The following is a 22765-nucleotide window of genomic DNA, read 5'->3' as shown; positions in this document are numbered from 1 at the left end:
TCGATCCGTTTCTATACCAAGACAAAGACCGTCACCGCGCGCTGGCCATCCGGCGTCAAGGAAGGCGCTGAGTTCTCAATCCCCACGATGAACTAGTCGCGGAGCGAGGACAGGGGATGCAGTTCGCTCTCAACGAGGACCAGGTCGCGGTCCGTGATATGGCGCGGGATTTTGCCGCCGAAAAGATCGCGCCGTTCGCGCTGCGGTGGGATGAGGAAAAGTTATTCCCTGTCGAGGTGATGCGCGAGGCGGCCGCGCTGGGGATGGGCGGCATCTATATCCGTGAAGACGTAGGCGGCTCGGCGCTGACGCGGTTCGACGCGGCGCTGATCTTCGAGGCGCTGGCGCGGGGCTGCCCGACCGTGTCGGCCTTTATCTCGATCCACAACATGGCGTCGTGGATGATCGACGCCTATGGCAGCGAGGCGCAGCGGCGGAAATGGCTGCCGCGGCTGTGCACCATGGAGCTGATCGCCAGCTACTGCCTGACCGAACCCGGCTCCGGCTCTGACGCGGCAGCGCTTCGTACCCGTGCCGTGATCGACGGCGACCACTATGTGCTCAATGGCCAGAAGCAGTTCATCTCCGGCGCGGGCAAGGCTGATCTTTACGTCGTGATGGCGCGCACCGGACAGGACGGCCCGGGCGGCATTTCGACGCTGGTGATCGAGGCCGACACGGCTGGCCTGTCGTTTGGCGGCAATGAGCGCAAGATGGGCTGGAATGCGCAGCCGACGCGCGCGGTGATATTCGAGAATGCCCGGGTGCCGATCGCCAACCGGCTGGGCGAAGAAGGCATCGGCTTCAAGATCGCGATGTCCGGCCTCGATGGCGGACGACTCAATATCGCCGCCTGTTCGCTGGGTGGCGCGCAGTCGGCGCTCGACAAGTCGCTGGCCTACATGAAAGAGCGCAAGGCCTTTGGCAAGCGCCTCGATGAATTTCAGGCGCTACAGTTTCGGCTGGCCGACATGGCGACCGAACTGGAAGCCGCGCGGACCTTTGTGTGGCGCGCCGCGGCGGCGCTCGACCGCAAGGATGCCGACGCCACCATGTTGTGCGCGATGGCCAAGCGCTTCGGTACCGATGTCGGATTCGAGGTCGCCAACCAGGCGCTGCAGCTGCATGGCGGCTACGGCTATCTCAGCGAATACGGCATCGAGAAGATCGTGCGCGATTTGCGCGTGCATCAGATCCTCGAGGGTACCAATGAAATCATGCGGCTGATCGTGGCGCGCAAACTGATCGAGGGCGCGCGATGACGGCGACTGCAACAGTGACATTGACTGAGCCTGACCTTGTCGTCCGCCAGGAGGGCGCGGCGGGGATCATTCGGCTGAACCGGCCGAAGGCACTGAATGCGCTGACACTGGAGATGACGCGCGGTGTCGTCGCGGCTCTCGATGTGTTCGAGGTCGATCCGAATGTGACTCTGGTCTTGCTGGAAGGCGCCGGCGAGCGTGGCCTGTGCGCCGGTGGCGATATCCGCGGCCTCTATGAGAGCGCGCGGGCGGGCAGTGATCTCGGCAAGATCTTCTGGCGCGAGGAATACATCCTCAATGCCCGGATCGCGAAATACCCCAAGCCGTATGTCGCCTATATGGACGGTCTGGTGATGGGCGGCGGCGTCGGCCTTGCCGCCCATGGCGGCCACCGCATCGTTACCGAGAAGACAAAAATGGGCATGCCCGAGGTCGGCATCGGCTTCTTTCCGGATGTCGGCGGCAGCTGGCTGCTGTCGCGCGCGCCGGGCGAACTCGGCACCTATTACGGGCTGACCGGCACCACCATGACCGGCGCGGACGCGGTTCATGCCGGGCTCGCCGACGCCGTGGTGAATTCCGCAAGCTGGCCACCGCTGCGCGAGGCGCTGACCCGGACACCTGTTGGCGCGGATGCGGCCGGCGTGCGTGCCATCATCGATCGCTTTGCCGTCCACGACGCGCCGGCCCCGATTGTCGCGCAACAGGCCATGATCGACGCCTCCTTCAGTCAGGACAGTATCGAGGACATTGTGATCGCGCTGGCGCACCAGCCGTCGGAATTCGCGCAGGCCACGCTGGGCGCCATTCTTGACAAATCGCCGACCGGACTGAAGCTGACCCTGAAGCTGCTGCGCATGGCCCGTGAGTCGTCATCCCTGGAGCAATGTCTGACGCGCGAGTATTCCGCGGCGCTCGAGATTTTCGTGAATCATGATTTTCCGGAAGGCATTCGCGCGGCGGTGATCGACAAGGACCGTGATCCGAAATGGCAGCCGCCACGGCTGGAACAGGTAACGCCGGAAATGATCGCGCGCTACTTCGCGCCGCGCGGCGACGATGAACTCACATTCTGATAACAAGAACAAAAGACGAGGGCAGGACATGACGACCATTGCATTCATCGGTCTCGGCAATATGGGCGGCCCGATGGCCGCCAATCTCGTCAGAGCGGGCCACGCCGTTCGCGGTTTCGATCTGATGCCGGCGTCGCGCGAGGCCGCCAAGGCCGATGGCGTCACCATCGCCAACGATGCGGCGGATGCCGTCGCGGGCGCGGATGCCGTCATCACTATGCTGCCGGCCGGCAAGCATGTGGTATCGGTGTGGAGCGAGATCGTGCCGTTGTTATCAAAGGGCACGCTGCTGATCGATTGCTCGACCATCGACGTCGAAAATGCGCGAAAATCCCATGAACTGGCGGCGGCGCATCATCTGCCTTCGGTCGACGCGCCAGTCTCCGGTGGTACTGGCGGCGCCAAGGGCGCGACGCTGACCTTCATGGCGGGCGGCGATGCGGCTGCCTTTGCCGCCGCGAAGCCGATTCTGGAAACGATGGGCAAGAAGATCGTGCATTGCGGCGAGGCCGGCGCGGGGCAGGCGGCCAAGATCTGCAACAACATGATCCTGGGTATTTCGATGATCGGCGTCAGCGAAGCCTTCGTGCTCGCCGAGAAGCTCGGTCTCTCGCACCAGGCGCTGTTCGAGGTCGCCTCGACCTCGTCGGGGCAGTGCTGGTCGCTCACCTCGTATTGCCCGGTACCCGGGCCAGTGCCGGCTTCGCCCTCCAACAACGACTATAAACCGGGCTTCGCCGCGGCCCTGATGCTGAAGGATCTGCGGCTGTCGCAGGAAGCCGCGAAGGCGGCCGGTGCCGTGACGCCGCTCGGCGCCCATGCCGAAAGCATCTATGAGAGCTTCGACAAGGCCGGACATGGCGGCAGCGATTTCTCCGGGATTATCCACCAGTTGCGAGAGCTGAAGTAGCGCCACGCCGTTTCGGTCGTCATTGCGAGGAGCGAAGCGACGCGGCAATCCAGAGCGAGATACTCCGCAAGAACTGGATTGCTTCGTCGCAAGGGCTCCTCGCAATGACGGGGAAACATTGCTGTGCGAAACGTAGATCAAAGAGACCATTTCATGACAACCTTCCAGCAAGCCCGAGCGTTTCTGCTCGAACACCGTACCGACTACGACACCGCGGTCGCCGGCTTTCGCTGGCCCGATCCGGTCGACTTCAACTGGGCGCTAGACTGGTTCGATGCCGAACTGGCACGCGATGCCGCGAGCCGGGATCGTACCGCGCTGTGGATCGTCGATGCCGCCAGCAACCGCGAGACCAGACTGTCCTTCGCCGCGCTGTCGCGCCGCTCCAACCAGGTCGCCAATTTCCTGCGCGCCCAAGGACTGAAGCGCGGCGATCATCTGCTGTTGCTGCTCGGCAATGTGGTGCCGCTGTGGGAGACCATGCTCGCGGCGATGAAGCTTGGTCTGGTGATAATCCCGGCGACCACGTTGCTGACGCCGGACGAGTTGCGCGATCGGGTGGAGCGCGGACGCGCTAGAATCGTGGTGGCGGCGCCGGACCAGGTCGCGAAGTTTGCCGATCTGGGCGGAGACGCCATTCGGGTTGTCGCGGGCGTAACCGCTCCACTCGAGGGATGGCTGCCGTTCGAGCAGGCGGCTGATTTCCCCGAGACCTTCGTGCCGGATGGTCCGACCCGCGCCGAGGACCCGATGCTGCTGTATTTCACGTCCGGCACCACGGCCAAGCCAAAGCTGGTGCGGCACAGCCAGCGGAGTTATCCGGTTGGCGGGCTGTCGACGATGTACTGGCTCGGGCTGCAGCCCGGCGATGTGCATCTGAATATCTCTTCGCCGGGCTGGGCCAAGCACGCCTGGAGCTGCCTGTTCGCGCCCTGGAATGCCGGCGCCACGGTGTTCGTGGTCAACCAACCACGCTTCGACGCCAAGGGCCTGCTCGCCACCATCGGCCGCTGCGGCGTCACGACGATGTGCGCTCCGCCGACGGTGTGGCGGCTGTTCATCCAGGAGAAGCTCGCCACCTTCAAGGTGTCGTTGCGCGAAGTATGCGGCGCCGGCGAGCCGCTCAATCCGGAAGTGATCGATCAGGTCCGTTCCGCCTGGGGCCTCACCATTCGCGACGGCTATGGCCAGACCGAGACCACGGCACTGGCTGGTAATTCGCCGGGCCAGATCGTCAAGATCGGCTCGATGGGGCGGCCGCTGCCGGGCTGGAAAGTCCAGATCACCGATGCCGATGGCCAGCCGGCCAAGGAGGGCGAGGTCAGCCTGCCGCTCGGCGCCGATCGGCCGGCGGGCCTGATGCAGGGCTATCAGGCCGATGATGGCCGGGTCAGCGGCGCCGATGGCGAGATCTACCGCAGCGGCGACGTGGTGTTCGGCGATGCCGACGGCTATCTTACCTTTGTCGGCCGTTCCGACGACGTTTTCAAATCTTCCGATTACCGGATCAGCCCGTTCGAACTCGAAAGCGTTCTGCTCGAGCACGATGCCGTGGTCGAAGCCGCTGTCGTGCCAAGCCCGGATCCGATCCGGCTGGCAATTCCAAAGGCCTATGTGCTGCTGGTCAGTGGCGTTGAGCGCAGCGCGGCCACCGCGCTGTCGATCTTCGAGCACCTCCACCTGCGCCTGGCACCGTTCAAGCGCATCCGCCGCATCGAACTGGTGACTGAACTGCCGAAGACCATCTCCGGCAAGATCCGCCGTGTCCAGTTGCGGCGGCTCGAACACGCCAATGACCGCGACGACCCGCTTCGCGGTATCGAATTTCGCGAGGAAGATTTTCCGTCGTTGCAGGCCGCGCGGCCCACCGGCGCACCGGAAGCGTGACGTCTGGTTGCATGGCCGCACCGCACAAATTTCGCTTGGCGCAGGGCCGCGTCCTGTGGAATGTGCGCCCAGCAACAGCGAGGAATGAATGACGGATCTAATGCAGTGCGACGCCTATATCGGCATGGTCGGGCAGGATATCGGCGTATCGTCGTGGCACCTGGTGGATCAGAAGCGCATCGACGTGTTTGCCGATGCCACCGAGGATCATCAGTTCATCCATATCGATCCGGCGCGCGCGAAGGCGACGCCGTTTGGCTCCACCATCGCCCATGGCTTTCTGACGACGTCGCTGATTTCGGTGTTCTCCTATGAGGCACTGCCGAAACTCGACAATGTCGCGATGGGCATCAATTATGGTTTTGACAAACTGCGCTTTGTCTCGCCGGTGAAGTCCGGTGTCCGCGTGCGCGGGCATTTTTCGCTGAAGGAAGCGACCCTGCGCAAGCCCAAGGAGCTGTTCACCCGGGTCGGTGTCAGCGTCGAGATCGAAGGCGAGAGCAAGCCGGCGCTGGTCGCCGACTGGCTCGCTTTGACCTATTTTGTGTAAGAGGCGAACAGCATGAGCATTCGATATGACGGCCGCGTGGCCATCGTCACCGGCGCTGGCAATGGCCTCGGACGCGCCCACGCGCTGGGGCTCGCCAGCCGCGGCGCCAAGGTGGTGGTCAATGATTTCGGCGGCGCGCGCGATGGCACCGGCGGATCGCTGACCGCGGCGGAAACGGTGGTCGAGGAAATCCGCAGCGCCGGCGGCATCGCGATGGCCGATGGCGCCGACGTCTCGAATTTCGAGCAGGTTCAGGCGATGGTTGCCAAGGCGACCTCCGAATGGGGCAGCGTCGATTTGATGTGCGCCAATGCCGGCATTTTGCGGGACAAGTCGTTTGCCAAAATGGAGCTGGCAGACTTTGCCAAGGTGCTCGACGTCCATCTCACCGGCACCTTCTACTGCTGCAAGGCGGTGTGGGAAGGCATGCGCGCGCGCAATTACGGCCGCATCGTGCTGACGACCTCGTCGTCCGGCCTGTACGGCAATTTCGGTCAGGCCAATTACGGCGCGGCGAAAACCGGCATGATCGGGCTGATGAATGTGCTGGCCGAGGAGGGCCGCAAGACCGACATTCGCGTCAATACCATTTCGCCAACGGCGGCGACACGGATGACGGAGGAATTGCTGCCGCCCGATGCTCTTGCCATGATGAAGCCGGAGGCGATCACGCCAGCCGTACTGTTCCTGCTCAGCGAGAACGCGCCGACCCGCACCATCATGGGCGCCGGCTCCGGCTCCTTCGCGGTGATCAGGCTGCTGGAGAGCGAAGGCGTGAACTTCGCCGAGGCCGACTGGTCGCCGGACACCATCGCGGCGCATTTCGCCGAAATCTCTGATATGGCGAAGGCACGGGCGCTGGAAGGCGCGTTTCACCAGACCCAGAAATACATCGCGCAGGCCCAGGTCCGCATCAAGGCCAATCGATAGGCTCTTCACCTCTTCCGGCTTGCCGGGAGAGGTCAGCAAAGCGTCGCGCCGGCCTGGCTAACGGGTCAGGCGCCACGATCATGGAACGGACGGCCATCGTGACGGAAGTTTCCACAACAGACGTCGCGGTGATCGGCGCCGGCCCGGCCGGATTGATGGCGGCTGAGGTGCTGGCGCAGGGCGGCGCGCGCGTCATTGTGTACGACGCGATGCCGTCGGCCGGGCGAAAATTCCTGATGGCCGGGCGCGGCGGGCTCAATCTCACCCATAGCGAACGGCTCCCGGCCTTTCTGGCGCGCTATGGTGCGACGATGCCGCGGCTGGCCGAGGCCATCGCGCAGTTTCCACCGGACATGCTGCGGGATTGGAGCGAGATGCTGGGGCAGCCGACTTTCATCGGCTCCAGCGGCCGGGTGTTTCCCAGATCGTTCAAGGCGTCGCCATTGCTGCGGGCGTGGCTGCGCCGGCTCGATCAGGCCGGCGTGCAATTTGCCATGCGGCATCGCTGGACCGGCTGGGACGGCGACGGGCGGCTGCTGCTGGACACACCGGAGGGCCAACGCGCCATCGCGGCGAAAGCGACCGTGCTGGCGCTCGGTGGCGCGAGCTGGCCGCGACTCGGCTCCGACGGGGCATGGGCCGGGACGCTCGCCGGCAAGGGCATCGATGTCGCGCCGTTGCGCCCGGCCAATTGCGGCTTTGTGGTCGCCTGGTCCGACGTGTTCCGCAACAGGTTCGCCGGCTATCCGCTGAAGAGCGTGGCGCTGGCCTTCGGCGGCCAGACGGTGCGCGGCGAGGCGATGGTGACCCGCGGCGGCATCGAAGGCGGCGCCATCTATGCGCTGTCCGCGCCCTTGCGCGATGCCGTGGTGGCGAACGGCACGGCCACTTTGAATATTGCCCTACGGCCTGACATCGATGCGGCCGAGCTGATCGCCAAACTGTCGGTGCCGCGGGGCAAGCAATCGCTGTCGACCTTCCTGCGCAAGACGGTGCATCTGTCGCCGGTCGGCATTGGCCTGCTGCAGGAAGCGGCGCTGGCCTCGGGCACCACGCTGGCGGCGCTGTCGAGCGCCAGCCTCGCCGGCCTGATCAATGCGGTGCCGATCGTGCTCAGCGGCATCGCGCCGATCGCCCGGGCGATCTCGTCGGCCGGCGGCATCGCGTTCGACGAACTCGACGCCGACTATATGATCGTGAAATTGCCGGGCGTGTTCGCGGCCGGCGAGATGCTGGACTGGGAAGCACCGACCGGCGGCTATCTGCTGCAGGCGTCGTTCGCGACCGGAGCGGCCTCGGGCAGGGGCGTGCTGAAGTGGCTTGAGTGCCGGTCGTCATAGCTCGTCATTGCGAGGAGCCCTTGCGACGAAACAATCCAGTTCTTTCTTCGCCTGCGGCTTCTGGATTGCCGCGTCGCTTCGCTCCTCGCAATGACGGCTGAGCGTCAGCGCAATCGCCCCCGCGCCGCCACCGGCAGCACGCCGAGCACTTCATCGCCACGTACCATCACCACCTCGTCGAACATGTTGACGACCACGCAGACGTGGTTGGGCACGATGCGGACGACGTCGCCGACATTGGGGCGGGTATTGCTGCGGGTGAGGTCGAGGAAGCCGTGCTCCTCGGCGAATTTTTCGATTTTTGCTTCGGGATGTTCGAGGATCATGCCATGGCCGTCGAGGCCGCCGGTGTCGGAAGTCAGCGTCTTGGAGCCGGCATCGAGAATGCCGCGGTCGGGACCGGCGCGGCTGACCACCGTGGCATAGACATTCAGCGCGCAGTCGTCCCACGTCGCCGAACCGGCCGCGACCTGCATGCGGTCATTGTAGATATAGGTGCCGAAGCGATGCTCGGTGGCGCCCTTCAGCGAGCCGACATTGTTCAGGTTCGGCGTGCCGCCGGTGGAGACAATGGTTGGCTCCAGCCCGAGCGCGCGGACGCCGGCGAGTGCTGCGTCGAAAAAATGCTGCGCGTCGGGCCAGCCGGTCTCGGTCGGATACAGCAGGAAGCCGGCGAAGCGGAGACCTTCCGAAGCATCGATCAGCCGGGCCAGTTCGATCGCCTCGGCCGGCGTCTCGACGCCGGCGCGCTTGCGGCCGGTGTCGCATTCGACCACGACATCGAGCGGCAGGCCGGAGATCGCCGCCGCCTTCTTCAGGCCGTCGACGACAACAGCATTGTCGGCCGCCACCGTGATTTTCGCCTTCGCCTGCAGCGCCGCCAGCCGCGCCATCTTTTCGTCGCCGATCAGATTGTAGCTGATCAGGATGTCGTCGATCCCATGGTCCGCCATGATCTCGGCCTCGCCGAGTTTCTGGCAGGTGATGCCACGGGCGCCGGCGGCGATCTGCATTTTGGCGATCACCGGGCTCTTGTGAGTCTTGATGTGCGGCCGGTTGGCGACGCCCGCGGCGTCGCAGACCGCCTGGATGCGCGCGATGTTGCGCTCGACGCGGTCCATGTCGATGACCAGCGACGGCGTGCCGAAGTCACGGGCGATGATGGCGGCGAGCGTGGTGGTCATCAATTTGTTCTCCGGCCTTTCCACGTCATTGCGAGGAGCGAAGCGACGCGGCAATCCAGAGGGCCGCAAAGGAAGACTGGATTGCTTCGTCGCAAGGGCTCCTCGCAATGACGGACGTTAGTGTGGTGTGTTGATCAACAGGCTCACGCGTTCTCGATCTCTTCGCGCATGGTTTCCAGTTCGATCCATTTTTCCTCGGCCTCGGCCAGCCCCTTTTGCGCGACAGACAGCGCGGCGGAGACGGTGTCGAACTTCTTGCGATCCTTCTTGTAGAGGTTGGGATCGTCGAGATGGCGCTGCTGCTTGGCGATGTCGGCCTGGAAGCTGGCGATCGTCTTCGGCAGCGTATCGAGCAGGTGCTTGTCCTTGAAATTCATCTTCTTCTTGGCCGCCGGCTTGGCGCTGGCGGAAGACTTGTTGCTGCTCTTGCCGGTGTCGGACTCGGCGGCCGACGCCGCCTTCTCGCGCTTCAGATCTGCGCCGCGCTGCGCCAGCATGTCGGTGTAGCCGCCGGCATATTCCATCCACTTGCCATTGCCTTCCGGCACGATCACCGAGGTGACGACGCGGTCGAGGAAGTCGCGGTCATGGCTGATCAGGATCACGGTGCCTTCGTAATCGCCGAGCATGTCCTCGAGCACGTCGAGGGTTTCGAGATCGAGATCGTTGGTCGGCTCGTCCAGCACCAGCACGTTGGACGGTTTTGCCAGCGCGCGGGCCAGCATCAGGCGGCCGCGTTCACCGCCGGACAGCACTTCCAGCGGCGTGCGCATCTGCTCCTGCGAGAACAAAAAGTCCTTCATGTAGCTGACGACATGCTTGGGCGTGCCGTTGACCATGACGTGGTCGCCGCGGCCGCCGGTGAGGGCTTCGGCCAGAGTGGTCTTCGGGTTCAGGCTTTCGCGGTGCTGGTCGAGCGTCGCCATCTCGATATTGGCGCCGAACCGGATGGAGCCGCTATCGGGTGCCTCGGTGCCGGTCAGCATGTTGATCATGGTGGTCTTGCCGGCGCCGTTCGGGCCGACCACGCCGATGCGATCGCCGCGCTGGATGCGGATCGAGAAGTCATCGACGATCTTGCGATCGCCATAGGTGCGGTTGATGCCCTTGGCCTCGACGATCAGCTTGCCGGACTTGTCGGCCTCGGAAGCCGCCAGATTGGCGCTGCCGGTGACGCCGCGATAGTCGCGGCGCTGGTCGCGCAGCGCATGCAGATTGCCGAGCCGCTTGACGTTGCGCTTGCGGCGGCCGGAGACGCCGTGACGCAGCCAATGCTCCTCATTGACGATCTTGCGGTCGAGCTTGTGCTGATCGCGCTCTTCTTCCGCCAGAATATCGTCGCGCCATTGTTCGAAGGCGGAGAAGCCGCGGTCGATCTGCTTGATCTGGCCGCGGTCGAGCCAGGCGGTGGCGCGCGACAGGTTCGACAGGAAGCGGCGGTCATGGCTGATCAGCACCAGCGCGCAGCGCCGCGAGGCCAGTTCGCCTTCCAGCCATTCGATGGTGGTGAGATCGAGATGGTTGGTCGGCTCGTCGAGCAGCAGAATGTCGGGTTCGGGCGCCAGCACGCGGGCCAGCGCGGTGCGGCGGGCCTCGCCGCCGGACAGGTTGTTGGGGTCTTCCTCGCCGGTGAGGCCGAGCTGCTCCAGCAGATACAGCGCCTGGTAGTGATCGTCGCCCGGTCCCATGCCGGCCTCGACATAGGCCAGAGTCGTCGCGAAGCCGGAGAAATCCGGCTCCTGCGGCAGATATTGCACGGTCGAGCCGGGCTGCACGAAGCGGCTGCCCTTGTCGCAATCGACCAGGCCGGCGACGATCTTCAGCAGCGTCGACTTGCCGGAGCCGTTGCGACCGATCAGGCAGACGCGTTCGCCCTGCGACACCGACAATTCGACGCCGTTCAGCAGCGGCGTGCCGCCGAAGGTGAGCGTGATGTCTTTCAACTGGATCAGCGGAGGAGCCATGGTCTTGCTTCAATCTGGTTTCGGCGCGGGCGCGGAGGCCTGCGCGCGCTGGATGCGGCGGATCGTCTGATCCAGCGCGGAGAGGAACGCCGAGCGATCGCGCGGCGCGAATGATTTGGGTCCGCCGGTGACTTCGCCGGAGGACCGCAGGTCGGTCATCAGGTTGCGCACCGCGAGGGTCATGCCGATCGACGCTTCCGAAAACGGCTTGCCGTTCGGCGCGATCACGTCGGCGCCGGCCTTGACGCAGCGGCTGGCCAAGGGCACGTCGGAGGTGATCACGATATCGCCCTTTCCGGCGCGTTCCGCAATCCAGTCGTCGGCGGCGTCCATTCCGGAACCGGCGGCGATTCGCTCGATCGAGGGATCCGCGGGCACCCGGATGAACTGACCGGCGACCACGCTGACCGGTAGCGCAAAGCGCGCAGCCACGCGATAAATCTCGTCCTTGACCGGGCAAGCGTCGGCGTCGATGTAGATTCGGGTGCTCACGGGGTGGTGGTGCTCGGGTCCGGCAGTGGTTCATGGGGGCTGGCACAAGGCGAGTGGCCTTGCGCCGATTGGGGCGAGGCGTACCATCTTGTGCAACTGCGAACACTAGATATCGCAGATTTCGGGAGGAATCATGACCAAACGGCTCGAACCGTACCGTGTGGCGGCGTTCAACACCGCCAAAGCGTCCGAAAACAAGATGCATGACGATTCTGTGGCCAGAAACTTCGGCTTCAGCGGTGGCCTGGTGCCGGGCGTCGACGTGCTCGCTTACATGGTCCATCCTGCGGTGGCCCAATGGGGAAGGGCGTTTCTGGAGCGCGGCCTGATCGAGGCCCGCTTCACCCGGCCGGTCTATGACAGCGAGACGGTGCTGGTGACGGCGGAACCGGCCGGCGACGGGCTGACGCTGGGCGTGACCGGCGGCGAGCTTCGCGCCAGCGGCAGCGCCTCGCTGACCGCGGAACTGCCCACCTTCTCGCTGGAAGACTTTCCCGACACCGCCGCCGTCTCGCGGCGGCTGCCGGTCGATGCCGACTCCTACCGGCAGGACAAATGGCTGGGCAGCGCGCCGCGCTGCTGGCCGCCGGATGCGGCGGCGGAATATCTCGCCGAGGTGCGCGAGGCCGACCCGATCTATGCGCGCGAAGGCCTGATGCATCCCGGCGTGCTGCAGCGGGTGATGAACAAGGTGCTGGTCGACAACGCCATCATGGGTCCATGGATTCATGTCGGCAGCCGGATGCAATTGCTGGCGGCCGCGGTGCCCGATGACGAGCTGGTGGCGCGGGCGCGGGTCACCGCGAATTACGAGAAGAAGGGCCACCGCTTCGTCGAACTCGACGCGCTGATCGTGGCCAATGGCATCACGCCGGTGGCGCATTGCCAGCACGTCGCGATCTACCAGCCGCGCGAGGTCGTGGCGGCGTAACGAAAAGTTCGATGCAACTGTCAAACAGCCAAGCGCTGATGGTCTCGCGCCGCGTGATGCGTCCGAGGGGTGAGCATTTTCCCCTCGAACCATGACGGGAGGCAGCGCGCCGAAAGGCGCGGGGGTAGCGGGTACGCGATCCGCTTCGCCGTCGGCAACGAAGCCAAACCGCGCAACGCCTCTCGGCGCGCCACCGCGGCGAGTTTGGGCCGGGGGACCATGCTTCCGGGACAGCAAGCGTAGCGCGGATGAGCGAAGCGATATCCGGGATTGTTTTGGTGTGAAGGCCCCGCATGTCGCTGCGCGCATGCGGGCTACGCGCTGGTGGCGTGCGCAAGGTAACGGCGAATGACGAGAACAAGGGCCATCGCTTTGTCGAACTTAATGCGCTGATCGTTGCCGACGGCACACCATGCTGGCACATTGCCACCACGTCGTAATCTGCCAGGCGCGCCGCGCGTAGGAGAATATCATGCTCACGCTCCATCATCTCAACGACTCCCGCTCGCAGCGGATTGTCTGGCTGCTGGAGGAGCTCGGTGCGCCCTATGAGCTGAAGCGCTATCAGCGCGATGCCACAACCCGGCTGGCGCCGCCGGAACTGGAGGCGGTGCATCCGCTCGGCAAGTCGCCGGTAATCGTCGATGGCGAGGTGACGATCGCCGAATCCGGCGCGATCGTCGATTATCTGATCCGCCGCTATGGCAAGGGGGCGATGCGGCCGGCCGAGGGCGGTGCCGAGTTCGAGGCCTATCTGGAATGGCTGCAGTACGCCGAGGGCTCGGCGATGCTGCCGCTGATGATGAACCTCTATGTCAGCCGGCTGAAGCAGGCCGGGGCGCCGCTGCAGCCGCGCATCGATGGCGAGATGGCGCGCCATCTCGGTCATGTCGATCGCGCGCTGCAGGGCCGGGCGTTCTTTGTCGGCGACAGCCTGACCGGCGCCGACATCCAGATGAGCTTTGTCGCCGAAGTGGCCGGGAGCTTTGGGCGGCTTGCGACCTATCCAAACCTTGCCGGCTGGATCGGCCGAATGCATGCGCGTCCGGCGTTCCAGCGCAGCCTTGAAAAGGGTGGCGCGTACCGAATGGCTTGAAATATGTCCCGGGCGCGGCGCAGCGCATTGGCGCTGCTCCGCAGAACCGGGATTCCGGTGCTCACGCCAGACAAGGACCGGGGCCCCGGATCTGCGAAGCAACACTTGGTGTTGCATCGCGTCCGGGGAAGGTTTCCAGTTAACTCATGACGTCGCCACCGCCCGCAGGTCGGCCACCAGCTCGTCGATGCGTTCGGGCCGTGTGTCCCAGGCGAACATGAAGCGGGCGCCGCCGCCGATGAACGTATAGAACTGCCAGCCGCGCGCGCGCAGCTTGTCCATCATCACCGCCGGCATCTTCAGGAAAACGGCATTGGCCTCGACCGGAAACATCAGCTCGACGCCGGGCAGGCCGGCGACCTGACCGGCCAGTTGGCGCGCGCAGCCATTGGCGTGCGCGGCATGGCGCAGCCAGGCGCCACTCTCCAGCATCCTGACCCAGGGTGCCGACAGAAAACGCATCTTTGACGCCAGTTGCCCGGCCTGCTTGCAGCGATAGTCGAAATCTTCCGCCTGCGCGCGGTTGAAGAAGATCACAGCCTCGCCGATCGCCATGCCGTTCTTAGTGCCGCCGAAACACAGCACGTCGACGCCGACGCGCCAGCTGGTGTCGGCCGGGCCGCAGCCGAGGCTGGCGCAGGCATTGGCGAAGCGCGAGCCGTCCATGTGCAGGCTGAGGCCGAGTTCGCGGCACACCGCGGAAATCGCAGCGATCTCGGCCGGCTGGTAGAGCCGTCCGGTCTCGGTCGGCTGGGTGATGGTGACGACATGCGGTTTTGGAAAATGGATGTCCTTGCGGTTGGTGGCGATGGCGCGGATCGCCTCCGGCGTCAGTTTGCCGTCGGCGGAGGGCGCCACCAGCAGCTTGGAGCCGTTGGAGAAGAATTCCGGCGCGCCGCATTCGTCGGTCTCGACATGGGCGGCATCGGAGCAGATCACGCTGTGGTAGGACTGGCACAAGGCGGCCAGCGCCAGCGAATTGGCGGCGGTGCCGTTGAAGGCGAAGAATACCTCGCAGCCGGTCTCGAACAGGGCGCGAAACGCATCCGAGGCGCGTGCCGTCCAGCGGTCATTGCCATAGGCCGGCTCGTGGCCGTGATTGGCCTCTGCCATCGCGGCCCAGGCTTCGGGGCAGATTCCGGCGTAATTGTCACTGGCGAACTGCTGGGGATCGATGGTCATCGGCGGCCTCGCTGGTCGTGTCTCGCAAGGAGAACTGACGCGCGGCTGCATCCCGTTGGTTGCCGGATCGGCCACATCTCCCGTGAGGGACCGCCACCTTGCCGGGAGGGCAGGTTGGCGTTGAGCGTCAGCTCAACTCTTGATGTTGAGGTAAGACTTATCCATTTGTTCTGAGCTGGGCAAGCCGCTCTTGGCGCTGCCTGAAAACCGCTTCGGAACCGCTGAACTTGGCCAGACCGGCCAGATGTGGTATTCGCGGCGTGCCGTTTCCGATTGTCACCCGTGACCGCCCGCACCGCTAACAGGCTGCGGCGGTGGAGATATTTTGCCCATGACCTCCGCCAAAACCGTCTCCGCGCCCGACTCGTTCTTCTCCGCCACGATTGCCGAGGCTGATCCCGAGATCGCCGCCGCGATCCAGGGCGAACTCGGTCGCCAGCGCCACGAAATCGAGCTGATCGCATCGGAGAACATCGTCAGCCGCGCGGTGATGGAAGCGCAGGGCTCGGTGATGACCAACAAATACGCCGAGGGCTATCCGGGCGCGCGCTATTATGGCGGCTGCGAATTCGTCGATATCGCGGAAAATCTGGCGATCGAGCGCGCCAAGAAGCTGTTCGGTGCCGGTTTTGCCAATGTGCAGCCGAATTCCGGCAGCCAGATGAACCAGGCGGTATTCCTGGCGCTGCTGCAGCCCGGCGATACGTTCATGGGCCTCGATCTGGCCGCCGGCGGTCATCTCACCCATGGCTCGCCGGTCAACATGTCCGGCAAGTGGTTCAAGCCGGCGCATTACACCGTGCGCCAGGACGATCAGCTTCTCGACATGGATGCGATCGCCAAACAGGCCGAGGAAGTGAAGCCGAAGCTGATCATCGCCGGCGGCTCGGCCTATTCGCGTAGCTGGGATTTCAAGCGCTTCCGTGAGATCGCCGACAGCGTCGGCGCCTATCTGCTGGTCGACATGGCACATTTCGCCGGCCTGGTCGCCGGCGGCGTGCACGCCTCGCCGGTGCCCTACGCCCATGTCACCACCACCACCACGCACAAGTCGCTGCGCGGCCCGCGCGGTGGTCTGATCCTCACCAATGACGAGGCGCTGGCCAAGAAGTTCAATTCGGCGATCTTCCCCGGCCTGCAGGGCGGCCCGCTGATGCATGTCATCGCCGCCAAGGCGATTGCGTTCCGCGAAGCGCTGCAGCCCGACTTCAAGGTCTATGCCCGCAACGTCGTCGAGAACGCCAAGGCGCTGGCCGAAACGCTGCGCGCCCAGGGCTACGACATCGTCTCCGGCGGCACCGACAATCATCTGATGCTGGTCGATCTCAGGCCAAAGGGCCTGAAGGGCAATGTGTCCGAAAAGGCGCTGGTCCGCGCTGGCATCACCTGCAACAAGAACGGCGTACCCTATGATCCGGAGAAGCCGTGGGTGACCTCGGGCATCCGTCTCGGCACGCCGGCGGCGACCACGCGCGGTTTCGGCATCGCCGAGTTCAAGCAGACCGGCGAGATGATCGCGGAAGTGCTGAGCGCGGTGGCGCAGTCCGGCGACGGCAGCGCGCCGCTGGTCGAGGCCGCGGTCAAACTGAAGGTGCGGGCGCTCACCGACCGTTTCCCGATCTATCAATAAGCGCTGGCCGCAAGGCCACTTGGAAGGTTCTCCGGATGCGATGCCCGAACTGCAACAGCCTCGATACGCAGGTCAAGGATTCGCGTCCGACGGAGGATTCCGCCGTCATCCGCAGGCGCCGCGTCTGCGTCGCCTGCAATTTCCGCTTCACCACCTTCGAGCGGGTGCAGCTGCGTGAGCTGACGGTGATCAAGCGCAACGGCCGGCGGGTGCCGTTCGACCGCGACAAGCTGGTGCGCTCGCTGCAGATCAGTCTGCGCAAGCGGCCGGTCGATCCGGAGCGGGTGGAGACCATGGTGTCGGCGATCGTCCGCGAACTGGAAAGCGGCGGCGAGGCGGAGATTTCCTCGGAGACCATCGGCGAGATCGTGATGGAGCATCTGCGCCATGTCGACGACGTCGCCTATGTCCGCTTTGCGTCGGTGTATCGCAATTTTCGCGAGGCCAAGGACTTTGAGGCGGTGCTCGGCGAATTGTCCGGCGAGGATGAGCCCAAGCCCGATCACAAGACCGACGCCAAGCCTGTGCCGTTGCGCAAATGATCTTCCGGATACTGGAAGATCAATATGCCGAAAAATCGGCCGAAGCGAAGGCGAGCGACGCCCGCTTCATGCAGCTGGCGCTGACGCTCGGCCGGCGCGGGCAGGGTCGCTGCTGGCCCAACCCCGCCGTCGGCGCGGTCATCGTCAAGGACGGAATCATTGTTGGCCGCGGCTGGACCCAGCCCGGCGGCCGGCCCCATGCCGAGCCGGTGGCGCTGGCGCAGGCCGGCGCGGCCGCCGATGGCGCCACCCTCTATGTCACGCTGGAGCCGTGTTCGCATGTCGGCAAATCGCCGCCCTGCGCGGACGCGGTGATCGCCGCGGGAATTGTCCGCGTCGTATCGGCGATCGAGGACCCCAATCCGGAGGTCGCGGGGCAGGGCCATGCGCGGCTGCGCGCCGCGGGGGTCCGGGTCGATGTCGGCCTGGGCGCGCAGGACGCCGCCCGCGCCCATGCCGGACATTTTTACCGCGTCCGCCATAAGCGTCCTTATGTGGTGCTGAAACTGGCGGTATCGCCCGACGGCAAGATCGCCGCGGCCGGCCACAGGCCGGTGGCCGTAACCGGCGAGGCGGCGCGGGCGCGCGTGCATTTGTTGCGCGCCCAATGCGACGCGGTGCTGGTCGGCATCGGCACGGTGCTGGCCGATGATCCCGAACTGACCTGCCGGCTGCCCGGCATGGCCGCGCGGTCGCCGGTCCGCGTGGTGCTGGACCGCGCGCTGCGGCTGCCGGGCACCACCCGGCTGGTCCATAGCGCGCGCGAACATCCGCTATGGGTGATGACCTCCAGCCTGTCGGAAGCTCCCGCCGCGATGAAGCTCGGCGCCGCCGGCGCCCACGTGTTCCGGGTGCCGACGACAACCACGCCACCGCCGGGCCTGGATCTGCCCGCCGTGCTGCGCGCGCTGGCGGAGAAGGGCATTGCCCGACTGCTGGTGGAGGGCGGGTCACGCGTCGCGTCGTCCTTCGTGACGGCCGGACTGGTCGACGAGATCTGGCTGTTTCGTGGACCGACCCCGATCGGTGGCGACGGCATCAACGCGCTGGATGCATTGCCGCTATCGGCCATCACCGGGTCGCCGGACTTTGCCGTCCATGCTAGCGAAACACTTGAGAACGATACGCTAACGGTTTACGAGCGCTGTAAACCTTGACGGGCCGCAGGATGGGTTGAGCGCTTGCGAAACCCGTCACCCTTCGCCGATGGGTTTCGCGAAAACGCTCAACCCATCTTACCAGAAGAGAGTTCATGTTTACCGGCATCATTACCGACATCGGCGAGATCGAGACCCTGACGCCCGTCGCGCAGGGGCAACTGCACCGGCTGCGTATCCTGTGCCGCTACGATCAGACCACCATTGCCGACGGCGCCTCGATCGCCTGCAACGGCGTCTGCCTGACGGTGGTCGGCTCCGGCATCGCCGGCGATCGCACCTGGTTCGAGGTCGACGCCGCCGCGGAGACGCTGGGGATGACGACGGCGCGGCACTGGAAGGCGGGCACGAGGCTCAATCTGGAGCGCGCGCTGAAGATCGGCGACGAACTCGGCGGCCATATCGTCGCGGGCCATGCCGACGGCATCGCCACCATCGTGACGCGCGAAGACCTGCCGGACATGGCGCGGTTCACGCTGCGCGCGCCCCGCGAATTGGCGCGCTTCGTCGCCAGCAAGGGCTCGGTGACGCTGGATGGCGCGTCGCTGACGGTGAATACCGTCGCCGATTGCGATTTCACGGTGCTGATCATCCCGCATACGCTGGGAGCGACCATGCTGGGTGACTGGCAGGATGGCAGCGAGATCAATCTCGAGATCGACCTGATGGCGCGCTACGCGGCGCGGCTGTCGGAAATGAAATAGCGGCGGCGTGCCGAGCACCCTTGGCATCCGCTCGCGCTGCGCCTAAAACCCTGCGCAATCAATTCATTCTGACGGGACCACCATGGCCGACGCGCGACGCGCTCAGTTGCAGGACCAGACCGATATTTCCGGCGCGCGGGCGCTGATTGTCGAGGCCCGCTTCTACGACGACATCCAGGATGCGCTGCTGCAAGGTGCGATTGCCGAGCTGAAGCTGGCCGGCCTCTCCCATGACGTCATTACAGTGCCCGGCGCGCTGGAGATTCCGGCTGCGATCGCGATCGCGATCGACGCCGCCGCGGCGAATGGTACGCCGTATCATTGCGCCATCGCGCTCGGCTGCGTGGTGCGCGGCGAGACGTTTCATTTCGAGATCGTCTCGATGGAATCCTCGCGCGGGCTGACGGACCTTTCGGTCGATCTGCGCCTGCCGCTCGGCAACGGCATTATCACGGTCAATACCGATGAGCAGGCCTGGGCGCGAGCCCGTCCTGGCGATCTCAACAAGGGCGGCGATGCCGCGCGCGCGGCACTCGCAGTGCTGCGCATCAAACGCCGTCTGGCGAAGAGCTGAGTGATGGCAGAGATCAAGAAGGCGACCGCGAAAAAATCCGACAAGAAGTCGGACAGCAAGCCCGCCGAGAAGAAGGCCAACAAGCGCGGCGCGGCGAGGCTCGCGGCGGTACAGGCGCTGTACCAGATGGATATCGGCGGCGCCGGGATCAACGATATTTTCGCCGAGTTCGAAAGCCACTGGCTCGGCAACGAGGTCGAGGGCGATCAGTACCTGCCAGCGGAAGAGGCGTTCTTCCAGGATATCGTCGCCGGCGTGCTGCGCGATCAGAACAAGCTCGATCCCCTGATCGATGAGGCGCTGTCGAAGGGCTGGCCGCTCGCCCGCATCGAGGCAATCCTGCGTGCAGTGATGCGGGCAGGGGCTTACGAGCTGGAGCATCGCAAGGACATCCCGGCGCGGGTCATCGTCTCCGAATATGTCGCCGTGGCGCATGCCTTCGTCGAAGACGACGAGACTGGCATGGTCAACGCCGTGCTCGACCTGATCGCGCGGCGGTTTCGCGCCGATGAGTTTTCGCGGTAGAATCAGCCGTCATTGCGACGAAGCAATCCAGTCTTCGCTTGCAGCTATCTGGATTTCCGCGTCGCTTCGCTCCTCGCAATGACGGCGCGCAAAATGTCGAACGGCGCACAACTATGACCTCCGGCGAAGATTCCATCATTTCCAGCTATTTCAAGCCGCTCGCGACCGATCCCGGCGCGTTCGGCCTGACCGATGATGCCGCTGTGCTGAAGGCGGATGGTCATGACATCGTCATCAACACCGACGCCATTGTCGAGGGCGTGCATTTCCTGGCCACCGATCCCGCCGACAGCGTGGCTCGAAAAGCCTTGCGCGTGAACCTGTCGGATCTCGCCGCCAAGGGCGCGGTGCCGGCGGGCTTCCTGCTGACGCTGGCGTTGCGCGAGGCTGACCCTGACTGGCTCGCGGCATTCGCGCGCGGGCTTGGCGAGGACATCGCATTGTATGGTTGCCCGTTGCTCGGTGGCGATACGGTATCGACGCCGGGGCCGTTGATGATTTCGGTCACCGCGTTCGGACGGGTGCCGGCGGGCAGGATGGTTCGACGCTTCGGCGCTGCGATCGGTGACCGCGTGGTGGTCAGCGGCACGATTGGCGACGCGGCGCTGGGGCTGAATTTTCTGACCGGCGGCGCGGCGAAGGCGGCGCTCGGCAGCGAGCTTTCATCCGCCGCCGCGCTGATCACCCGCTATCGCTTTCCGCAGCCGCGCAGCACGCTCGCCCAGTGCTTGCGCGACCACGCCAGCGCGGCGATGGACGTCTCCGATGGGCTGGCCGGCGATCTCGCCAAGCTGTGCGCGGTGTCGGGCGTGTCGGCGCAGATCGAGATTGACGCCGTGCCGCTGTCGGCGCCGGTGCGGGTGCTGCTCGAGCGTGGCATCGTCGATCCAGAGGCGATTGTCGCCGGCGGCGATGACTACGAAATCCTGTGCACGGTTCCCGTGGTCGCCTGGGACGCTTTCCGGCGCGACGCGCAACAGGCCGGCGTCGACGTGACGGTCATCGGCGAAATTGTCGAAGGCACAGAACCGCCGCGCTTTGTCGATGCGCGGGGCAAGGCGATCGTATTGGCCCGGACGTCCTATAGTCATTTCTGAGTAGTCTGCGTCAATCCTCCAAAATACCCCGGATTAGCCTTTCGCAGCGTTGCACCCTGGGGGCGATTTTGCCATGCTTGGGTCACGAGAGGCCGTCCTCGCGTGGGCAGGCCTCCTTTTATGCGTCCGATAACAGGGCGCGGGGCAGGAAGGACTGAGGCATTCCATGACAGCATTGTGGGTGATTGTGCTTTGCGGAGCACTTTCGATCGTATACGCGATCTGGGCGACGGCATCGGTAATGAAAGCGGACGCCGGAAATGCGCGGATGCAGGAAATCGCAGAAGCGGTGCGCGAGGGCGCGCAGGCCTATCTGAAGCGGCAATACATGACGATCGCCATCGTCGGCGTGGTCATCTTCGTGTTGCTCTATTACTTCCTCGGTGCGCTGGTCGCGGTGGGTTTCGTGATCGGATCGGTACTATCCGGCGCGGCCGGCTTCATCGGCATGAACGTCTCGGTGCGCGCCAATGTCCGCACCGCGCAGGCCGCGACCATCTCGCTGGCCGGCGGGCTTGAGCTGGCCTTCAAGGCCGGCGCCATCACCGGCATGCTGGTGGCAGGCCTGGCGCTGCTCGGCGTCACCATCTACTTCGCCTATCTCACCCATGTGCTCGGCCACGCCGCCAACAGCCGCACCGTCGTCGACGCGCTGGTGGCGCTCGGCTTCGGCGCGTCGCTGATCTCGATCTTCGCGCGGCTTGGCGGTGGCATTTTCACCAAGGGCGCCGATGTCGGCGGCGATCTGGTCGGCAAGGTCGAGGCCGGGATTCCCGAGGACGACCCGCGCAACCCCGCCACCATCGCCGACAATGTCGGTGACAATGTCGGCGACTGCGCCGGCATGGCGGCCGACCTGTTCGAGACCTATGCGGTGACAGCGGTCGCCACCATGGTTCTCGCGGCGATCTTCTTCGCGACCTCGCCGCTGCTGGTCAACATGATGACGCTGCCGCTGGCGATCGGCGGCATCTGCATCCTGACCTCGATTGCCGGCACCTTCTTCGTCAAGCTGGGACCGAGCCAGTCGATCATGGGCGCGCTGTACAAGGGCCTGATCGCTACCGGCGTGCTGTCGCTGTTCGGCGTCGCGGCGGTGATCTACTGGCTGGTTGGCTTCGGCCCGCTCGCCGGGGTCAGCTACACCGGCCTCGCATTGTTTCAATGCGGCGTTGCCGGTCTCGTCGTCACGGCGCTGATCATCGTCATCACCGAATATTACACCGGCACGCAATATCGCCCGGTGAAGTCGATCGCGGCGTCGTCGGTGACCGGCCACGGCACCAATGTGATCCAGGGCCTCGCCATCTCGATGGAATCCACCGCCGGTCCGGCGCTGGTGATCATGGCCGGCATCCTCGTCACCTACAGCCTGGCCGGCCTGTTCGGCATTGCGATCGCGACCACCACGATGCTGGCGCTGGCCGGCATGATCGTGGCGCTCGACGCCTTCGGCCCCGTCACCGACAATGCCGGCGGCATTGCCGAAATGGCCGGGCTGCCGAAGGAAGTGCGCAAGGCTACCGACGCGCTGGACGCGGTCGGCAACACCACCAAGGCCGTCACCAAGGGTTACGCGATCGGCTCCGCTGGTCTCGGCGCGCTGGTGCTGTTCGCTGCGTACAGTGAGGATCTCAAATTCTTCATCGCCAACGCGGCCAAATATCCGTACTTCCAGGGGGTAATCCCTGACTTCTCGCTGACCAATCCGTTTGTCGTCGTTGGCCTGCTA

Annotated in this window: 22 protein-coding genes and 1 riboswitch; of the genes, 18 read left to right on the top strand and 4 right to left on the bottom strand. The window is 65.0% G+C overall.

Annotated features, from left to right (window positions below; all coding sequences use genetic code 11):
• The first annotated feature begins 116 nt into the window (after positions 1–116).
• The 7 genes from Q0S16_RS23730 to Q0S16_RS23700 all read left to right on the top strand — a co-directional run bounded on the left by Q0S16_RS23730 (position 117) and on the right by Q0S16_RS23700 (position 7955).
• On the top strand, positions 117–1262 hold the full coding sequence (locus Q0S16_RS23730; protein WP_295854082.1) for an isobutyryl-CoA dehydrogenase: 1146 nt from the start codon (positions 117–119) through the stop codon (positions 1260–1262).
• A complete protein-coding gene (locus tag Q0S16_RS23725) occupies positions 1259–2338 on the top strand; it encodes an enoyl-CoA hydratase/isomerase family protein (protein ID WP_295854079.1) in 1080 nt (359 codons plus the stop codon). Before Q0S16_RS23730 ends, Q0S16_RS23725 begins: the two co-directional genes overlap by 4 nt.
• A gap of 28 nt (positions 2339–2366) precedes the next feature.
• Positions 2367–3248 (top strand): 3-hydroxyisobutyrate dehydrogenase, encoded by an 882-nt coding sequence (gene mmsB / locus Q0S16_RS23720; protein ID WP_295854076.1) that lies wholly within the window; start codon positions 2367–2369, stop codon positions 3246–3248.
• 153 nt (positions 3249–3401) lie between these two features.
• Positions 3402–5135, top strand: a complete 1734-nt coding sequence (locus Q0S16_RS23715) for an AMP-binding protein (protein ID WP_295854069.1) — start codon at positions 3402–3404, stop codon at positions 5133–5135.
• An 88-nt stretch (positions 5136–5223) separates the two neighbouring features.
• The gene (locus Q0S16_RS23710; RefSeq protein ID WP_295854064.1) at positions 5224–5685 is read left to right on the top strand and encodes a MaoC family dehydratase; all 462 of its coding nucleotides are present in this window, start codon (positions 5224–5226) and stop codon (positions 5683–5685) included.
• A 12-nt stretch (positions 5686–5697) separates the two neighbouring features.
• Entirely contained in the window at positions 5698–6615 is a 918-nt protein-coding gene (locus tag Q0S16_RS23705) for an SDR family NAD(P)-dependent oxidoreductase (RefSeq protein WP_295854058.1), read from the top strand.
• Between the two features lie 98 nt (positions 6616–6713).
• The gene (locus Q0S16_RS23700; RefSeq protein WP_295854019.1) at positions 6714–7955 is read left to right on the top strand and encodes a TIGR03862 family flavoprotein; all 1242 of its coding nucleotides are present in this window, start codon (positions 6714–6716) and stop codon (positions 7953–7955) included.
• 104 nt (positions 7956–8059) lie between these two features.
• Here the strand turns inward: Q0S16_RS23700 and Q0S16_RS23695 are convergent, their stop codons facing one another.
• The 3 genes from Q0S16_RS23695 to Q0S16_RS23685 form a co-directional block, all read right to left on the bottom strand.
• Positions 8060–9139 carry a D-TA family PLP-dependent enzyme gene (locus tag Q0S16_RS23695; protein ID WP_295854017.1) on the bottom strand — a complete coding sequence of 360 codons (1080 nt, stop codon included), beginning with the start codon at positions 9137–9139 and terminating at the stop codon, positions 8060–8062.
• 143 nt (positions 9140–9282) lie between these two features.
• Positions 9283–11103: an ABC-F family ATP-binding cassette domain-containing protein gene (locus Q0S16_RS23690; RefSeq protein ID WP_295854015.1), complete on the bottom strand. Its 1821-nt coding sequence runs from the start codon at positions 11101–11103 to the stop codon at positions 9283–9285.
• Positions 11104–11112: 9 nt separating this feature from the next.
• Positions 11113–11595: a YaiI/YqxD family protein gene (locus Q0S16_RS23685; RefSeq protein WP_295854011.1), complete on the bottom strand. Its 483-nt coding sequence runs from the start codon at positions 11593–11595 to the stop codon at positions 11113–11115.
• Positions 11596–11728: 133 nt separating this feature from the next.
• Between Q0S16_RS23685 and Q0S16_RS23680 the strand changes: the two genes are divergently transcribed.
• The 3 genes from Q0S16_RS23680 to Q0S16_RS23670 all read left to right on the top strand — a co-directional run bounded on the left by Q0S16_RS23680 (position 11729) and on the right by Q0S16_RS23670 (position 13622).
• Positions 11729–12526 carry a hypothetical protein gene (locus Q0S16_RS23680; protein ID WP_295854008.1) on the top strand — a complete coding sequence of 266 codons (798 nt, stop codon included), beginning with the start codon at positions 11729–11731 and terminating at the stop codon, positions 12524–12526.
• A gap of 293 nt (positions 12527–12819) precedes the next feature.
• Positions 12820–12966 carry a hypothetical protein gene (locus Q0S16_RS23675; RefSeq protein WP_295854088.1) on the top strand — a complete coding sequence of 49 codons (147 nt, stop codon included), beginning with the start codon at positions 12820–12822 and terminating at the stop codon, positions 12964–12966.
• Positions 12967–12998: 32 nt separating this feature from the next.
• The gene (locus Q0S16_RS23670) at positions 12999–13622 is read left to right on the top strand and encodes a glutathione S-transferase (protein WP_295854005.1); all 624 of its coding nucleotides are present in this window, start codon (positions 12999–13001) and stop codon (positions 13620–13622) included.
• A 144-nt stretch (positions 13623–13766) separates the two neighbouring features.
• On the opposite strand, the gene Q0S16_RS23665 is transcribed toward Q0S16_RS23670, so the two are convergent.
• On the bottom strand, positions 13767–14798 hold the full coding sequence (locus Q0S16_RS23665) for a low specificity L-threonine aldolase (RefSeq protein WP_295854085.1): 1032 nt from the start codon (positions 14796–14798) through the stop codon (positions 13767–13769).
• A 51-nt stretch (positions 14799–14849) separates the two neighbouring features.
• A riboswitch (SAM-I-IV-variant riboswitch) is annotated at positions 14850–14955 on the bottom strand.
• A gap of 180 nt (positions 14956–15135) precedes the next feature.
• On the opposite strand from Q0S16_RS23665, the gene glyA reads away from it, so the two are divergent.
• From glyA to Q0S16_RS23625, 8 genes are all read left to right on the top strand, one after another.
• Entirely contained in the window at positions 15136–16434 is a 1299-nt protein-coding gene (gene glyA, locus Q0S16_RS23660; RefSeq protein ID WP_295854002.1) for a serine hydroxymethyltransferase, read from the top strand.
• A 35-nt stretch (positions 16435–16469) separates the two neighbouring features.
• On the top strand, positions 16470–16976 hold the full coding sequence (gene nrdR / locus Q0S16_RS23655) for a transcriptional regulator NrdR (RefSeq protein WP_295854000.1): 507 nt from the start codon (positions 16470–16472) through the stop codon (positions 16974–16976).
• A complete protein-coding gene (gene ribD / locus Q0S16_RS23650) occupies positions 16973–18133 on the top strand; it encodes a bifunctional diaminohydroxyphosphoribosylaminopyrimidine deaminase/5-amino-6-(5-phosphoribosylamino)uracil reductase RibD (RefSeq protein ID WP_295853999.1) in 1161 nt (386 codons plus the stop codon). Before nrdR ends, ribD begins: the two co-directional genes overlap by 4 nt.
• Before the next feature lie 95 nt (positions 18134–18228).
• Positions 18229–18837, top strand: a complete 609-nt coding sequence (locus Q0S16_RS23645; RefSeq protein ID WP_295853996.1) for a riboflavin synthase — start codon at positions 18229–18231, stop codon at positions 18835–18837.
• Positions 18838–18919: 82 nt separating this feature from the next.
• Positions 18920–19411, top strand: a complete 492-nt coding sequence (ribH, locus tag Q0S16_RS23640) for a 6,7-dimethyl-8-ribityllumazine synthase (protein WP_295853993.1) — start codon at positions 18920–18922, stop codon at positions 19409–19411.
• A 3-nt stretch (positions 19412–19414) separates the two neighbouring features.
• Positions 19415–19936, top strand: a complete 522-nt coding sequence (gene nusB, locus Q0S16_RS23635; RefSeq protein WP_295853990.1) for a transcription antitermination factor NusB — start codon at positions 19415–19417, stop codon at positions 19934–19936.
• Positions 19937–20049: 113 nt separating this feature from the next.
• On the top strand, positions 20050–21033 hold the full coding sequence (gene thiL / locus Q0S16_RS23630; RefSeq protein WP_295853986.1) for a thiamine-phosphate kinase: 984 nt from the start codon (positions 20050–20052) through the stop codon (positions 21031–21033).
• Between the two features lie 166 nt (positions 21034–21199).
• Positions 21200–22765 (top strand): sodium-translocating pyrophosphatase (locus Q0S16_RS23625; RefSeq protein ID WP_295853985.1); only part of this gene is annotated, 1566 nt, incomplete at its 3' end.

The organism is Tardiphaga sp. (assembly GCF_025356345.1).
Taxonomy (GTDB): domain Bacteria; phylum Pseudomonadota; class Alphaproteobacteria; order Rhizobiales; family Xanthobacteraceae; genus Tardiphaga.
The sequence above is the reverse complement of the archived record's forward strand: the minus strand, read 5'-3'. Positions and strand labels throughout refer to the sequence as shown.